Here is a 15,966-nt window from a genome sequence, read left to right on the forward strand (position 1 = left end):
GCCGTGCCGGAAGCCCGAAATCGCGGGGTTTTACCAGAGTGACGGTTTTATACGGCGCCACAGCTGTGGCGCGACAGCCGTGGCGCATGCCTCACTTTTTCTGGTGAGGCTTTCCGAGGCCGAGGCGTCGCATTCGCCGGTGCATGGTCGTGCGGTCAATGCCGAGCCGGCGCGCGGCCTCCGACACATTGCCGTTGCAGGCGGCCAGAAGCGCGCCGAGATCGGCACCGCGACTGTCGATCATGAGGGCTGACGTTGCGGAGACAAGTTGATCGGGAAGGTCTTCCGCCGTAATCACCCCGTCATCGCAAAGGGCGGCGGCAAAGGCTATCGCATTGTCCAGCTCGCGGATATTGCCGGGCCAGCGATGGCTAAGGATCGACATCCGGGCGGCGTTGGAGAGCGTCAGGGGACGACCCGGCAGCCCATGTTTTTCCAGAAGCCTATCGAGGAGCCAGGGGAAGTCGTCGCGCTCGCAAAGCGCCGGCAAGGTTAGCACGGCCGCATTCAGGCGGTAGTAGAGATCTTCGCGGAAATCACCTGTCCGTACCATGTCGCTCAAGGGGCGGTGGGATGCGGAAATCACCCTGAAATCCACCTTCTGTGGGGTGGAGCCACCGACGGGCAGAATCTCGCCTTCGGCCAGCACCCGCAAAAGGCGGCTTTGTGCCGCAAACGGCATGTCGCCGATTTCGTCGAGGAAAAGCGTTCCGCCTTGTGCCTCTTCCACCAGTCCCTTGCGTCCTTTCGCCAGCGCACCCGTGAAGGCTCCCGGCAGATAACCGAACAATTCGCTCTCGATCAGCTGTTCGGGAATGGCGGCGCAATTGACGGCGACGAAGCGGCCGGAAACGCCGCTGGCGTCATGAATGATGCGGGCGAGATGTTCCTTGCCAGTTCCGGTCTGGCCCTGCAGCAGGATCGGCAGTTTTGCAGGCGCCAGTTTTTCCACCTTGCGCCTGAGGTTTCGAACCGCCGGTCCATCGCCGCCGATCTCTTCCATGACAGGCTGGGATTTCGGATGGGTAAGCGGCACGGTCGACCGGCGCTGCTGCGGTTCGATCGCGTGCGCATAAAGCACCGTGCCGTCCTTCACGACGATGCGCCTCTCCTGCGGCAGGCTTGACCGGGTGAGGGAGGCGAGTTCATCGAAGCCGGCCTCGAAAAACTCCTCCACGCGCTCTCCGAGGAGGCGTTCCGGCATGCGCCAGTCAAGCCCGCGCGATGCGGCGAGAAGGCGGGCGGCGGCGTGCGTCATGCCCGTTATCCGGCCAGAGCCATCGACGGACAGGGCCGCTTCGGGGTCGACATCCAGAAATTCGGGCGCGCCAGCAAAGCGCAGCACGAGATCATGACGGCTGCTGGCCATCAGATTTGCCAGTTCGATCCTTCGCACGGTCGACGAAACCAGATGTCGCGCCATGTTCTGGCTGGTCTTGAGGATGGGGGAACTCAGCAGCGAAATATCGAGTACGGCGGTGAGTGCGCCCTGGGTATCGTAGATCGGGGCGGCGGTACAGGAAAGCGGCGTATGTGTCACATCAAAATGATCGGTCTGGTGGATCGTCAGCGCTTCGCCGGTGGCAATGCAGGCGCCGACGGCGCAAGTGCCGGCGCGCGGTTCCGACCATTCAGAGCCCAGGTAAAGCCCGGCCTTGCGCAGATTGTTGTTGAATGACGGGTCGCCCAGAAACTCGACCGTCACTCCCTGCTGATCCGACAGAAGCAGAACGTAATTCTGCTCCGCCACCTGCCGGTACAGCCGCTCCAGGCCGGAACGGGCGATGTGGACGAGGTCTTCCGCCCGCTGGCGATGCTCGCGCAGGCATGTTTCGGAAACGATGACGGCTTCGCGGGCCTTGGCCGGATCAAGCTGATAGGTATCGAGACAACGCCGCCAGGATTCAAGCACCACCGCATCGCGGCCGGTATTCCTGCCCTGTCCGACGTGCTCGATTTCCTTGATGTGATCCGAAAAACCCATAAATCACCGGCCCTCGACAGCCGCCTCCCGTGATTTTTCCGGCGATCATAGCCAGTTTTATGAAATCTGGCTAACCTTCCGGCGATTTTTTGCGCATGGGCTCGATTGTGCTGGCAACGACGCGACCGAGTTGCGCCCGTGATTCCCGTCTTATCAACTGACGCCCTTTAAACTGCGTGACCGTAAACGTCGCAGCCGGACCTCCATCTGCCTTTTGGCCTGAATGTCGCCACGCCTGATGGCCACCGACATGCCTTTCACCCACGCCGCAATGGCGCCGTCCTCATCTCCCAACCGTGCGCGGCATTCGCCGAGTTCGGCCCAGACCGCCGAATAGTCTGGGTCCTGCCGGATAGCCTCCTGCAGATGATGCGCGGCATCTTCGAATTGCCCTGCGCCCGCCAGAGTCCTCGCGATTGAAAAGCGCAGGAGCGGACTGTCCCGTCCGTCTTCCAGCATCTTCATGAGTTTTTCTATCATCGTTATCCCGTTGCAATGGTGAAGCACCATGCAATCGGTACGACCTCAAGCACAGTTGAGGTCAAGCGGTATTCCGCGCGTTCATCTGCCCATGCGGCGTAATGCAACCGGGTCCCAGATATCGTCGAGCGGGCCTTCCAGCGCGGTTCGCGGGGGAATGAGCTGCGGTTCGATAATGATGACCTCGGGTTCGCTCCGGTTCTCTTCCAGCAGTTCGAAACCCTTTTCGAGCATCTGCGCGATATCGGGCTTGATCATATAGACAGGGAAGGGAAGGAACGATGCGAACGGGTCGTAGTCGAAGCAGCCGACCACGATGTCGCCGAAGGTCTCACCGTCATGACGCCCCATGAAACGAAGCAGCCCTTCGAAATTTATCGATGAGTTGACGAAGAAACAGCGGGGCAGGCGGCCCCTGCGCTCGAAGAAACCTTCGAAAGCCAGTTCCGTCATGCGAGGGGAATAGCCGGTAATCTCGATATCGTCTCCACTCTCAGCCCCGAAATAGGCGGCCTTGGCAGCGTGGAAGCCGTCGATGCGGGCGCGGCTGGCGTGGTCGTCGTGACCACCGAACAGGATGACGTCATCAGGACCGAGAGGCCCGCCTTTTGCCGCATGGGCAAGGATTGCCGATGTCAGTATTTCCGCGCCGCGCCTGTTGTCGGAAATGACCGAGGACGCAAACTTGCCGGGAAGATCGATATTGACGTGCGGCAGCGCCGCGCGGGCGCAGACCTGGTGCACGCCGTCGGGATCGGTCACACCGGCAATGAAGAGCGCATCGATCGAATAGGCGATCAGGGTCTCCACGGTGCGACGTTCTTCCTCGGGATCGCGCCGACCGGAGACGACCATGGGCGACAGGCCGCGTTTGCGCGCCTGCCCCTCGAAGGTCTGCGCCATAGAGGAAAAGAACCGGTTGTCATAAACGGGCACCAGAAGCCCGACGAGACCGGATTTCGAGCTCCTCAAACCGCGGGCCTGCAGGTTGGTGGTGTAGCGATGTGCCTTGGCAAGCGAGAGAATCTTATCGGCAGTCTCCTCGGAAATCCGCCGCTTGCGCCATGATCCGTTCAACACGGCGCTTACCGTCGAGGCTGATGCGCCCGACAATATCGACAAGTCATAAATGGTGGCTTTCTTGGAACTTATGCCCGTCACTGTGATCTCCCCAACTGATTCCAATTATTAGAGCAGGCGTCCCCTTGACGGAAGGGAGCTTCATGATATGGTTATTGCACCATCGATTGTGCAACTTGGCAATATCGATTGTGCAAGATGGTTGCTGTGGGAGTGGCAAGGGAGAGTCTCGAATAAGCGAGATGAGAAATTTTGAACGCGCCAGATGAGAAATGGCTGCGGCGGGTTTCGGTTGCCGATTTTTTGAGGAGGAACATCATGAAGAAAATTATTGCTGCAGCGGTCGGCCTGTCGCTCGCGCTGCTTTCATCCGCCGCCTTTGCCGAAGGGCCGAAGGTTGGCGTCGTCGTCAAGCTCGGCGGCATTCCGTGGTTCAACGCCATGGAGGCCGGTATCAAGGAGCAGAGCAAGAAGCTCGGCGTTGACGGTTTCATGGTCGGCCCGACCAGCGCCGACCCGGCGCTGCAGGTTCGCGCCATCGAGGACCTGATCGCCCAGAAGGTCGATTTTATCGGCGTCGTGCCGAATGATGCAAAGGTGCTGGAGCCGGTGCTGAAAAAGGCCCAGGCAGCCGGTATCAAGGTCATCACCCATGAATCGCCCAAGCAGCTTGGCGCTGACTGGGATTTCGAGCTCGCCTCCGCCAAGGGTTTCGGTGAAGCGCATGGCAAGCTCCTGGCGGAAAAGATGGGCGGCAAGGGCTCCTATGCTGTCTTCGTCGGCTCGCTTACGGTTCCGCTTCATAACGCCTGGGCGGATGCCGCCATCGCCTATATCAAGGCCAATTATCCCGACATGAAGCTGGTCGGCGATCGCTACGGTGTCGCTGAAGACCTCGACAAGAGCCGTTCGACGGCGCTTGACCTGATGTCCGCCAATGCTGACCTGAGTGGTTTCCTCGCCTTTGGTTCGCAGGGGCCGATCGGTGCCGGCCGCGCCGTCGAAGAGCGGCGCAAGGATGGCAAGGTCTTCGTCATCGGCCCGTTCTCGCCGGGGCAGGGCGCGAAGCTCATCAAATCAGGCGCGCTGACGGGGGGCTTCATGTGGAACCCGAAGCAGGCCGGTGAAGTCTTCATCACCCTCGCCGATCGTATCGCCAAGGGCGAGACGCCCAAGGCCGGCGACAATATCAAAGGTCTAGGCACCATCAATCCCGAGGGTAACACCATCGTCGTCGACCAGCTTTTGAAGATCGACAAGGAAAGCATCGACAAGCTCGTTTCCATGGGCCTCTGATCCTCCCCAAGGCCAAGGGCGTCGCGCGGGTGCGATACGCGCGCGACGCCTCATCAGGAAAACATGCCGAGCGCCACGTCTGCAAAGCTGCCGTGGCGGAAGGAGATTTACGTTATCATGAGCGCAGAACCGCTCCTGTCCCTCAAAAATGTCAAAGTCACCTTCGGCGGTGTGCGCGCCCTGAAGGATGTTTCCTTCGAGGTCAATCCGGGGGAAGTGCATTGCCTTGCCGGCGAAAACGGCTGTGGCAAAAGCACGTTGATCAAGGTCATAACAGGCGTTTATACGCCCGAAAGCGACGCCGAACTCTATTTCGACGGCAAGCCGATAGCGGCGATGACCCCGACGCTTGCGCAATCGCTTGGCATCCAGGTTATCTGGCAGGATCTGGCGCTGTTCGATGAAATGACGGTGGCTGAGAATATCGGCTTCCAGTACGCGGTGAATGGAAAATACGGGCTGGTCGACAAACGCGCCATCGAACAGGCGGCCGAAAAGGCGCTGGCCCGGCTCGGCGTCGAGATCGATCTTGATAAGCCGCTCAAGGAACTGCCCATCGCCCAGCGTCAGATCGTGGCGATTGCCCGCGCGCTGGTCGGGGAAGCGCGGCTCGTTTTCATGGATGAACCGACCGCGTCGCTCACGCAGTCCGAAACCGATTATCTGATCGACATCGTCCGCAACCTGTCGGCCTCGGGTGTGGCGGTCGTCTTCGTCTCGCATCGCCTTGCGGAAGTGCTGGAGATTTCAGACCGCATCACGGTGCTGCGGGATGGATCGCTTGTTGGCGTCTTTCCCGTTGAAGGCATGACCCAGTCACGGGTGACCGAACTGATGACCGGTCGCAATTTCGACAGCGCCGTCATCGCCGCCGATCACGACGACAAACCCGTTGTTCTCTCGGTGCGCGGGCTGAGCCGGGCCGGCGAATTTGAAGATGTTTCGTTCGATCTGCGGCGGGGAGAAACGCTCGGCATAACCGGTCTCTTGGGAGCCGGCCGCACGGAACTGGCCTTGACCCTGTTCGGCATGCATCGGGCGCAATCGGGTGAAATCCTCATCGATGGAAAGAGGGTGGATTTCCATTCCAACCGCGATGCGATCCGGGCGGGTGTCGCCTATCTTTCCGAGGACCGGCTCTCGCTTGGTCTGAACCAGCCGCAGTCCATTGCCGATAATCTCGTCATGGCCTCTCTCGACCGCTTGCTGAGCGGTGGCCTGATCTCTCCGTCGAAAAAGGCGGATGTCGTTTCCCGCTGGATTTCGGCGCTCGGCGTCAAGATCGGATTGCCGGAAGATCCGATCCGCACGCTTTCAGGCGGCAATCAGCAGCGTGTGGCGATTGCCAAGTGGCTGGCGATCGGGCCGAAAATCCTCATCCTCGACGCGCCGACCGTGGGTGTCGATGTCGGTGCTCGCGCCGGCATCTTCGAAATCGTCCGCAAGCTCGCCGCAGAAGGTCTCTCGATCATCGTGATCTCCGACGAAGCGCCGGAAGTTTATTTCAATACAGACAGGGTCATCCACATGGTCGAAGGCCGGTTCCACGCCACCTATGATCCGCGACGCCTGTCGCTTACCGAACTGGAGTCCGCCATCTATGCGTAGGCTCATCCTCGGACATACGACCGAATTTACCCTGCTTGTGGTCATGGTGCTGCTCTGCACGGGACTGTCCTTTGCGACCGACCGCTTTCTCACCATTTCCAATGCATTCGACGTGCTGAATGTCTCGGCGGTCAATATCATCTTCGCGGTTGGCCTGCTCGTGGTGCTGATTTCAGGCGGTATTGACATCTCCTTCGCGGTCGCGGCCTCCGTCGTCCAGTATGTGACGGTGCTGGCGCTCAATGCGCTCGGCGGCGGCAACTGGGCGGAAGGTTTCATCATCGCCGGCGCCGTTGGCCTCGGTCTCGGTTTCGTCAATGCCTTCCTCGTCTGGCGGCTCAACATCATTTCCATCGTCGCGACCATCTCCACCTTCAACATCTTCTTCGGGCTGTTGATGTTCTTCACCAAGGGCGTGTCGATCTACGACCTGCCGGAGTGGCTGTCGACGCGCGTGGTGCTTTACGAGCGTGAGATGCCTGATGGTTCCTGGGTCGAGCTGACATTGCCCGTTGTCGTCATGATCCTCTGCTGTGTCGCCACCTGGTTCATGATTTCGCGCACCACCGTCGGGCGCAAACTTTATGCCTTCGGCGACAACCCTGAAGGCGCTCGCCGCTTCGGCATCAATATCGGTGCCATGCATTACATCTCCTTCGGCTGGCTCGGCCTGATGGCGGGCATTGCCGGGCTCATGCAGGCGCATTATGCGCAGGAGGTGGTGCCGAACGCGCTTTATGGCCGCGAGCTGGATGTTCTTGCAGCAACCGTGCTTGGCGGCGCGCGGCTTGGCGGCGGCAAGGGGTCTGTCATCGGCTGCGTGCTAGGGGTGCTGATGGTATCGATCACCCAGAACGGCCTCAACCTGATGGGGGTCTCTCCCTTTGCGTTCAAGATGATCGTCGGGGCCATCATCCTCATCGCCATCACGCTCTCTTCCACCCGGTTCGACAAGCTTCTGCCGAGCGCCTTACGGACATCCGCAAAGAAGGGGAGCGCCCAGCGATGAGCAGCCTTGTCAGGAAATTCAACGCGATCTTCGGTGCCGATATGGCCGGGCCGGTTATTGCCTTCATCGCGGTCATGCTCATCTTTGGAACGCTGGCGAACAATTTTCTTTCGCTCGGGACATTCGGTTCGGTCGCATTCCAGCTGCCGGAGCTCGGCCTGCTGACACTTGCGATGCTGCTGCCGCTTCTGACGGGCGGTATCAATCTTTCCGCCACCTTCGCCGCCAATCTGTCAGGTCTTGCTGCGGCTTGGGTGCTGCAGGTCCATGGCGGGGTGGATGCGCCGCCGAGCGCATTTCTGCTGGCCTGCCTTGCCGCACTTGTCACCGGCGGGGCTGCCGGTGCCATGACGGGAGCGGCGATCGCTTACACCCGCGCGCACCCCATTCTGGTGACGCTGTCGATGATGATTTTTTTGCGTGGCCTTGGCGAGTTTCTGACACGCGGCGGTGACGTTTCGGGTTTTCCCGCCTATATGGCGCCGCTTGGCCACGGCACGCTTCTCGGTCTGCCGATCCCGCTTCTGATCTTCATCGTCTGCGTCGGGCTCTGGCATGTGCTGCTGACGCGCACCAAGCTCGGCTTCGGCCTGTTGATGATCGGCTCGAACATCGAGGCCGCGCGTTATTCCGGCCTCAATACGCGCAAGATCCAGGTTCTCGTCTACACGCTCTCGGGTCTGATGTGCGCTGTTGCCGGCATCATCATGCTTGCCCGTTTCAACTCCGTCCGTGTCGGCCACGGGGAATCCTATCTGCTAATCACGGTGCTGGCGGCCTTTCTTGGCGGCATCAATCCGTTCGGTGGTTTCGGTCGGGTGCTGCCCGTTTTCGTGGCGCTCATCGTTCTGCAGCTCCTATCGTCCGGCCTCAATCTTCTCGGGGCCAACCAGCATCTGGCAACGGCGCTCTGGGGCGTGCTGATGATTGTCGTCATGGCGGCGCGCGGCCTGTTTTCAAGCTACTTCGCATCTCTCAGAAGGAAGGTATGACGTGAAAGGCTTCGGTGTTCACGCAATGATGTGGTCTCTGAAATGGGACCACGAAAACGCCAGACGGTCCATTGCCGCTGCCGCGGATTACGGTCAGGATTTCATCGAGATTCCGCTCATCGATATTCCCTCCGTCGATGCAAAACACACGCGCGCCCTGCTGGAGAAATACCGTCTACGCGCCGTCTGTTCGCTCGTGCTGCCGGAGCCCGCCTGGGCGTCGGTGCGTCCCGACGCGGCTATCGACCATCTGAACACCGCGCTCGACAAAGCCGCAGAAATCGGGGCGGAAGCGCTGACGGGGGTCACCTATGGCGGCACCAATGAGCGAACCGGATTTCCACCGACGCAGGGTGAATATGACAACCTGACAAGGGCGCTTTCGCGGGCTGCCGGGCACGCGAAAACGCTCGGCCTGCAATTCGGCATCGAGACCGTGAACCGCTACGAAAACCATCTGCTCAATTCCGCCGAACAGGCGGTGGCGCTGGTCGAACGTATCGGTGCCGACAACGTCTTTATCCATCTCGATACCTTCCACATGAACATGGAGGAAAAGGGTATCACAAACGGCATCATCACCGCCCGCAACCACCTGAAATACATGCATATGTCGGAAAGCGACCGCGGCACGCCGGGGTTTGGCAACGTTGCCTGGGACGAAGTGTTTTCCGCACTCGCCGCCATCGATTTCAAGGGTGTGCTGACCCTCGAAAGTTTTGCCGCGATGCCCGAGGAGATGGCGGGCGCGATTTCGACCTGGCGGCCGGTTGCGCCGAGCGCTGATGAGGTTCTCGACAAGGGCCTGGCATTCCTGCGCGACAAGGCAAACCAGTACCGGATTTTCTGACAGTATTCATTATCGAGGCGAAGAATACCTTGAGCAAAATTGACGACAATGCCCGTGAAATTGCGGGCCTGACCCTCAAACGTCTCGCTGGCGGCAAAGGGCGGCGCGTGATGATTGCGATCGCCGGCGCGCCGGGATCGGGAAAATCCACCATTGCCGAGCATGTGGTTGACGTCTTGAACGCAGGCGAAAGCGTGTCTGCAGCGCTCTTTCCGATGGATGGCTTTCATTATGACGATGCCGTGCTGGAAGAGATGAAGCGCCGTCCCTTCAAGGGCGCAATCGATACCTTCGATGCTCACGGCTTGCGTCACATGCTTGAGCGCCTGAAGGCTAATGAGGACGACAAGGTTGCCGTCCCCGTCTTTGATCGCGCAATCGAAATTGCCCGCGCAGGCGGCCGTCTGATCCCGCAATCCGTCGATATCATCGTCTGCGAGGGCAACTATCTCCTTGCCAGCCAGTCGCCCTGGGATCGTCTCAAACAGATTTTTGACCTGACTGTCTTTGTCGATGTCGATGAGGACGACCTGCGTGCGCGGCTGAGAGATCGCTGGCGCAGCTTTGGCCTCGGTGAAGACGAGATCAATCGCAAGGTTGAAGAGAATGACCTTCCGAATGGCCGGTTCATCATTTCCTCGAGCACGGAGCCGGACCTTCGTATCGGAAATCCGGGAAGCAAGCCGACTTCCTGAAGCCGGCTGAACCGCTGCTCCGCCCAAATCAAATCCAGCGAAACGAAAAGCGAAAGAGATCCCCATGAAACACGGCATCTATTATTCTTACTGGGAACATGAGTGGAGCGCCAAGTTCGGCCCCTATATCGAGAAGGTCGCCAAGCTCGGTTTCGATATCATCGAAGTCGCCGCACACCACATCAACGACTATAGCGACGCCGAACTCGCTGCCATCAGGCAGAGCGCGAAGGATAACGGCATCATCCTCACCGCCGGCATCGGCCCTTCGAAAACGAAGAACCTGTCGTCCGAGGATGCTTCCGTGCGCGCAGCCGGCAAGGCGTTTTTTGAACGAACCCTTACCAATGTCGCCAAGCTCGACATTCACACGATCGGCGGTGCGCTGCATTCCTATTGGCCGATCGATTACTCCCAGCCCGTTGACAAGACGGGCGACTATGCGCGCGGTGTCGAAGGCATCAACGGCATTGCGGATTTCGCCAATGATCTCGGCATCAACCTTTGCATCGAAGTCCTCAATCGCTTTGAAAACCACGTGCTCAACACGGCGGCCGAAGGCGTCGCCTTCGTCAAGGATGTTGGCAAGAACAACGTGAAAGTCATGCTGGATACGTTCCACATGAATATCGAGGAAGACAGTTTTGGCGAAGCCATCCGCACGGCCGGCCCGCTTCTCGGTCATTTCCACACCGGTGAGAGCAATCGCCGCGTACCGGGCAAGGGCAGGATGCCCTGGCACGAAATTGGTCTGGCCCTTCGCGATATCAATTACACCGGTGCTGTTATCATGGAGCCCTTCGTCAAGACCGGTGGCACGATCGGCTCTGACATCAAGGTTTGGCGCGATCTTAGCGGCGGCGCCGATGTCGCGAAAATGGACGAGGACGCCCGCAATGCCCTGGCATTCTCCCGTTTCGTCCTTGGCGGCTGATACCCCATAAGCGCGTTGACCGGGCGGCCGCTATCTGTCGCCCGGACAGCCGCCACTATCCGCCCGCCATCGCCGAGTTGAAATGACAACCGCTTGTGGGCTAAAGCACTGATGTCTCTTCAGGATCAAAACGATCCGCCCAGGACCATTGGTTTGCATGATCCCTGTCGCATTGCCCTCCGTCGAAGCGCTGCTTCTCCTTGCCTTCTTTCTCGTCACGCCCCTTGTGTGGGTCGTCTGGACGTTGTTGCTGTTCGTTCGATATGTGCACGGCCGCTGGAAGCGCCCGATGATCCTGCCTTACGGGCTGGTGACCGCCGTTGCGCTTTTCACGCTTTTTCGGTTCGGCGATTTTTATCTGCAGATGCGCGCTTATGACAGGGAGAGAGCGGCAAGCTATCGGCCGGAACTCTCGGAGCCGGCGCGCCTAGGCGGGATCGATATGCCCAAGGGTACGAAACTCGAACTGGCCATTGCCTATAACAGGCAGGCCTTCAACCGGGTCGTGTTTCCGCATCCGGTGCGGATCGCTGATATCAATGCCATCGAGATCGCCCGTTATATCGCGATAAAGACCAATGAGAATTACGAAACGACCGGCTTTACCCCTGGCAACATGCGCATAACCGGCAATGGAGTGACCATCCAGAGCGGCTGGCGCTGCGATGCGACGCAGCCGGTTGAGTTTGATCTCTTGCCCGATGGCGGCATCTCCGCCTTCAGCAAATGCATTCTCGCCGATGGCAATGTTGTTGATGGTATCAGTCTGCCGAAAGGCACGTCCCTGCGTGCCTCCACCGGTAATGTCTACACCGACGGCTTCGTCGATTCAGACAGATGGGTTCTCGACACGCCGCAGGAGCATACCGTTCACATCGACAGTTTCCATCTTTCTGAGGCAACGCTTGCCCTTGATGGCAACGGAAAACTCCACGAAATCAGCAGAGGTGTGCTTTCAACAGATGCCACGCTCGGAACGCTTCACCATGCCGCCGGACGCAATATTCGTTATAATCCCCGGCATCTTCGCAATGATTATCCCGGCGCATGGCTGATCATTCCGCCTCTGCCTGCTTCCGATGCTCTACCGGTTCCGTCGCCGGATATCGTTCAGAGCAGGGACGGAAAGGTTCTTGCGAATTAAGCATGCGGGGAAGACCGGCAATGATGGCTGTCCTACGTCGCCTTACCAGCCATAGCTGAACGTCAGCCCGCTGCCGTTATTCCCATCCTGCACCACATTGGTGTCCGTGTTGCGGCCGTATTGAAAGATGCCATAAGCATTGTTGTTGCCATTCTGCTGCAGCGTTGCGGAATGGCCGGTGCCGCGTTGCCGGACAAAGCCGAGATTGCCGCCGCCGTTCTGGGCGATGCCGGCGGCGTTGCCACGGCCGAGCTGGCGGATATCGGCATCCTTCAGGCCACGGTAGAGCGAATAGGCGCGAAGACCTGTCGAAAGCAGATCGCCGTCGGCGGCATTGCCGGGTGCGAGGTCGAATGAGATGCGGCCGCCAGCATGGGCGGGTGCGGCAAATCCAAGGGGTGTGAGGCCACCAACAAGCAGGGTAACGGTAAGAAGTTTCAATATGTTGCGGGTCATTCCGATCTCCATCTGTCAGCGCCTTGCCGATGATCGATAATCGCATCCCGCAACTGAACCCGACCGGAATTGCCCATTCACATGTCGTTCAGTCGTTCGGCACGATCAAGAGAAAAGGGCGCCCTAAGCGGCGCCCTTTATTGGGATAATTCACAAGCATGCCGCAGCTTAGTCGCCGCCAACCTGCTTCGTGCAGCTGAAGCTCCTGCCATCGATCACCATATCGAGCACCGCCTTGTAGCGGGCTCCCTTGGCATCGAGCGTCACCGCGCTCAGCAATTGCGAACGTCCGGCGGTGGCATCAAAGTCGCCGCCCTGGTTGATGACCGAACGTCCGCCGCTTCCCGACTTTTCGACGTGAAAGGCGTAGGTCCCGCCGGCAGGCGTGTCGCCCCCGGCAAAGGCCTCAAGCCTCACCATACCCGCCTGCGGCGTTGCCCTGATCTCGCAGACCTTTCCCTCTGGCGGTTCCCTTGCGGTCGAGATTGCCGCAACGGCGCCGGCGGGAAGCAGGGCCAGTGCAAGGATCGCCGCCAGGCGGCGCGGATGTCTGACGCTATGGGGCATGGCTCGTCTCCCTGATGACCTGGTGTTTCGACCGCGACCAGTTTCACGTCGCACGGCCGGTTAAGGGCATGCCTGCACGAAGGCCGCGACATTGTCGTTGCCGCCTTGGCTCACATTGGCGCTGCAGCCGCGGCCCACCTGCACACCGGCCGCGATGTTGCCGTTGCCGTCCTGCGTCAGAATGGTGGTGTGGTTGGAACCGAACTGGCCGATACCGGCTACGTTGCGGCTGCCGTTCTGATAGGTGGAGCCGTGATTGTCGTGCCCCTCCTGGCCGACAGCCGAAAGATTATGCCGGCCATACTGATGACCGACAATCCGGTTGTAGCCGCCGTTCTGATAGGTACGGATCCGGTTGCCGTAACCCTCCTGTGCGCCGCCGGCAGAATTGGACCAGCCATATTGTTCGATGCGAACGTCATTGGCCATGGCGGGTGCCGCGGCAGCGATGCCGACGAGAGCGACGAGTGCACTTGCGATGAAAGACTTCCGGATCATGACTGTGTCTCCTCAGGCGGATAAGGCCGCGGTTGAACGTCTTTGTTGTAGACGCTCCCGTCGGAACGGAAGCTGAAGGCGCTATTCAGTCGGGGTTCATTGGCAGGTCACCGCTCATCGCCTTCGGCATCACGGAAATCCGTCTCGCCGCTCTTCCAGTATCCAGAGGCGGTGATACGGCTGCGATCGAACTGCCGATCGACCTGGAAATGGCGTCGCACCATTCTCACGACCGTAGACTCGGCTGCGAACCAGACCTCGCTCTGTCCCTGCGGCAGGCTGGCAGCCGTCATCGCCTCCTGAAGGACGGTGCCGCTTCCGGCAGGCAATCCATTGCGCGGTAGCCACGTGATATCGGCATCCGCCATCGTGACGATCGTTTGAATGTCGCGCCTGTCCGGGATTTCAATAAAGGCCGTCACCTTGATCCCGGCGGGCAGGTCTTCAAGGATCGCGCCGATCGCCGGCAGCGCCGTTTCGTCACCACCGATCAGAAGGTGGGTCACATCAGGGGTAAGGCTGAAGCCGCCGCGCGGCCCGGCGAGCTGGATGACATCCCCGATCCGAGCCTGCTCCGCCCAGGAAGAACACGGACCATCACCATGCAGAACGAAGTCGATGTCCATCTCGGCATCGCCTTTGTAATAATAGCGGATCGTATAGGCCCTGCCGCTTGGCTTTTCGCTTTCAGGTGTCGGGACAAACAGTTTGACCCATTGCGCCGGCCGGCGGACCGGGAAACCTTCTAGCGCGTTTGATCCCACGGTTATCCGCTTCATATGCGGGGTAACGAGATGCACCTCGCGCACCGCCGCAACAAGCAATCTGCGTTCGGGCGGGACTGGACGTCCAGGGTTGTTATTGTCGTGTTTCATTTTCTTTTCTTTCGCGGGGTCGTTCAGGCCGCGCTGTGGCGACGAAGAGTGGTCAGAGCCAGAAGGAAAGCTGCTGCAGCCATCAGCGTGGCGATCTGGAATGCGAGGCGCATGCCTGATGTGACCGCCTCCGGGCTGGCCGTGGCGGCGTCGCCAACTGCGTGTGAAAAGACTGCCCCCATCAAAGAAGCGCCGGTGATCAGGCCGAGATTTCGGGCGAGCGCCAGCAGGCCGGAGACGAGCCCGCGTTGCTCGGGCCGTGCATTGGCCATCACCGCCGCGTTGTTTGGCGTCTGGAAGAAGGCAAGGCCAATGCTGATCATCAGGATCGCGGCGATATAGGTCGTTACGCCGCCTGTTGCAGTCACCCACGACATCACGAAGCTGCCAATGGTGAAGAGAGCAAGCCCGATCACCATCGTAATCTTCGCGCCGATCCGATCAGCGATGAAACCTGCAGGAACGCCCATCAGAGCCGCAGCGAGCGGACCGGCGGTCATGACCAGGCCGACAGATCGCGTATTCAGCCCAAGCGCCTTCGACAGGAAAAACGGTCCCAGCACCAGCGTCGCCATCATCACCGCATAAACCAGAACACTCATGGCCATGCTGGTGGAAAGAAGAAGGTTGCGAAACATGGAGAGCCGCAAAAGCGGTGCTTTCGCCTTCACCTGAACGCCGAGGAACAACGAAAGACCAATGAGGGCGCCGAAGGCCAGCTGGATAACCAGCGTATCGCCAAATCCCCGCGTGCCCGAAAAGGTCATCGCCAGCGAATAGGCGCCGAGTGTCGCCGCCAGCAGCACCGTACCCAGCCAGTCGAAGCGCGCAGTGGGAGCTGGATGTTTGGGCTTGTCCACCGACGCCGGCAGGTAGCGGCTCACCAGCAGGTAGGCGAGGATGCCGAAAGGAAGGTTCAGCCAGAACATCGCCTGCCAGCCGAAGGCGGCAAGCGCCAGTGAGCCAAGCGACGGCCCCAGTGCTATGCCGAAGGACACCATAGTCGAGAGCACACCCATGGCAAAGCCGGTGCGTTCCCTCGGAAAGACCTCGCCGATAAAGGCAAAGGACAGAGCCATGATGATCGTGCCGCCAAGCCCCTGCGCCGCGCGCCCGGCGATCAGCAGCGGGAGTGTGGATGAGAGGGCGCAAATGATCGATGCGACCATGAAGATGGCCAATCCCCAGAGATAGAGCCGCTTTTTGCCGAGCTGGTCCCCGAAGTGGCCGACGCCGACGATGAGCGCGGTGACGACAAGCAGATAGCTGACGACCACCCATTGGACCGCGCCGAAGCTTGTCGAAAAGCTCGTGACCAGTGTCGGCAAGGCGACGTTGACGATGTTGGTGCCGAGCTGTGAAAGAAGGATGGCCAATGAAAGGCCGGCAAGGACAAGGCCGGATCTGACAGGCCGGTGATGAGCCGCATGGCCGGAAGCGGTTAGGGCGATGGTGTGTGACGACATGTTCATTCCAATCGAAAAATGCTCCTTGGAGC

General features: G+C 59.8%; 16 protein-coding genes. 8 read left to right on the forward strand and 8 right to left on the reverse strand.

Annotated elements, in window-relative coordinates; all coding sequences use genetic code 11:
• Window positions 1-91: 91 nt before the first annotated feature.
• The 3 genes from MRBLRC7O_RS22970 to MRBLRC7O_RS22980 form a co-directional block, all read right to left on the reverse strand.
• Complete coding sequence (locus tag MRBLRC7O_RS22970) at window positions 92-1,984, reverse strand: sigma-54-dependent Fis family transcriptional regulator (protein WP_112493677.1); 1,893 nt, start codon at window positions 1,982-1,984, stop codon at window positions 92-94.
• A gap of 153 nt (window positions 1,985-2,137) precedes the next feature.
• Window positions 2,138-2,449: a tetratricopeptide repeat protein gene (locus MRBLRC7O_RS22975; protein WP_223568689.1), complete on the reverse strand. Its 312-nt coding sequence runs from the start codon at window positions 2,447-2,449 to the stop codon at window positions 2,138-2,140.
• A 96-nt stretch (window positions 2,450-2,545) separates the two neighbouring features.
• Window positions 2,546-3,625 carry a LacI family DNA-binding transcriptional regulator gene (locus MRBLRC7O_RS22980; RefSeq protein ID WP_060727208.1) on the reverse strand — a complete coding sequence of 360 codons (1,080 nt, stop codon included), beginning with the start codon at window positions 3,623-3,625 and terminating at the stop codon, window positions 2,546-2,548.
• A gap of 237 nt (window positions 3,626-3,862) precedes the next feature.
• Between MRBLRC7O_RS22980 and MRBLRC7O_RS22985 the strand changes: the two genes are divergently transcribed.
• The 8 genes from MRBLRC7O_RS22985 to MRBLRC7O_RS23020 all read left to right on the forward strand — a co-directional run bounded on the left by MRBLRC7O_RS22985 (window position 3,863) and on the right by MRBLRC7O_RS23020 (window position 12,072).
• Complete coding sequence (locus MRBLRC7O_RS22985; protein ID WP_367727694.1) at window positions 3,863-4,840, forward strand: substrate-binding domain-containing protein; 978 nt, start codon at window positions 3,863-3,865, stop codon at window positions 4,838-4,840.
• 117 nt (window positions 4,841-4,957) lie between these two features.
• Entirely contained in the window at window positions 4,958-6,448 is a 1,491-nt protein-coding gene (locus tag MRBLRC7O_RS22990; RefSeq protein WP_060727324.1) for a sugar ABC transporter ATP-binding protein, read from the forward strand.
• Window positions 6,441-7,457: an ABC transporter permease gene (locus MRBLRC7O_RS22995; protein WP_111791425.1), complete on the forward strand. Its 1,017-nt coding sequence runs from the start codon at window positions 6,441-6,443 to the stop codon at window positions 7,455-7,457. Before MRBLRC7O_RS22990 ends, MRBLRC7O_RS22995 begins: the two co-directional genes overlap by 8 nt.
• Window positions 7,454-8,449 (forward strand): ABC transporter permease, encoded by a 996-nt coding sequence (locus tag MRBLRC7O_RS23000; protein ID WP_112493675.1) that lies wholly within the window; start codon window positions 7,454-7,456, stop codon window positions 8,447-8,449. Before MRBLRC7O_RS22995 ends, MRBLRC7O_RS23000 begins: the two co-directional genes overlap by 4 nt.
• A 1-nt stretch (window position 8,450) precedes the next feature.
• A complete protein-coding gene (locus tag MRBLRC7O_RS23005) occupies window positions 8,451-9,299 on the forward strand; it encodes a sugar phosphate isomerase/epimerase family protein (RefSeq protein ID WP_111791423.1) in 849 nt (282 codons plus the stop codon).
• Between the two features lie 29 nt (window positions 9,300-9,328).
• The gene (locus MRBLRC7O_RS23010; RefSeq protein ID WP_111791422.1) at window positions 9,329-9,994 is read left to right on the forward strand and encodes a nucleoside triphosphate hydrolase; all 666 of its coding nucleotides are present in this window, start codon (window positions 9,329-9,331) and stop codon (window positions 9,992-9,994) included.
• Between the two features lie 64 nt (window positions 9,995-10,058).
• The gene (locus MRBLRC7O_RS23015) at window positions 10,059-10,928 is read left to right on the forward strand and encodes a D-psicose 3-epimerase (protein WP_112493674.1); all 870 of its coding nucleotides are present in this window, start codon (window positions 10,059-10,061) and stop codon (window positions 10,926-10,928) included.
• Window positions 10,929-11,085: 157 nt separating this feature from the next.
• Entirely contained in the window at window positions 11,086-12,072 is a 987-nt protein-coding gene (locus MRBLRC7O_RS23020; RefSeq protein ID WP_367727695.1) for a hypothetical protein, read from the forward strand.
• A 42-nt stretch (window positions 12,073-12,114) separates the two neighbouring features.
• Here the strand turns inward: MRBLRC7O_RS23020 and MRBLRC7O_RS23025 are convergent, their stop codons facing one another.
• From MRBLRC7O_RS23025 to MRBLRC7O_RS23045, 5 genes are all read right to left on the reverse strand, one after another.
• A complete protein-coding gene (locus MRBLRC7O_RS23025) occupies window positions 12,115-12,528 on the reverse strand; it encodes a curlin (RefSeq protein WP_162690828.1) in 414 nt (137 codons plus the stop codon).
• A gap of 168 nt (window positions 12,529-12,696) precedes the next feature.
• Entirely contained in the window at window positions 12,697-13,095 is a 399-nt protein-coding gene (gene csgH / locus MRBLRC7O_RS23030) for a curli-like amyloid fiber formation chaperone CsgH (protein WP_111820805.1), read from the reverse strand.
• A 60-nt stretch (window positions 13,096-13,155) separates the two neighbouring features.
• On the reverse strand, window positions 13,156-13,593 hold the full coding sequence (locus tag MRBLRC7O_RS23035) for a curlin (RefSeq protein WP_367727696.1): 438 nt from the start codon (window positions 13,591-13,593) through the stop codon (window positions 13,156-13,158).
• 107 nt (window positions 13,594-13,700) lie between these two features.
• Entirely contained in the window at window positions 13,701-14,468 is a 768-nt protein-coding gene (locus tag MRBLRC7O_RS23040; RefSeq protein ID WP_367727697.1) for a siderophore-interacting protein, read from the reverse strand.
• A gap of 23 nt (window positions 14,469-14,491) precedes the next feature.
• Entirely contained in the window at window positions 14,492-15,934 is a 1,443-nt protein-coding gene (locus MRBLRC7O_RS23045; RefSeq protein ID WP_367727698.1) for an MFS transporter, read from the reverse strand.
• Window positions 15,935-15,966 lie beyond the last annotated feature (32 nt).

This window comes from Agrobacterium radiobacter (assembly GCF_040801995.1).
Lineage (GTDB): Bacteria > Pseudomonadota > Alphaproteobacteria > Rhizobiales > Rhizobiaceae > Agrobacterium > Agrobacterium radiobacter.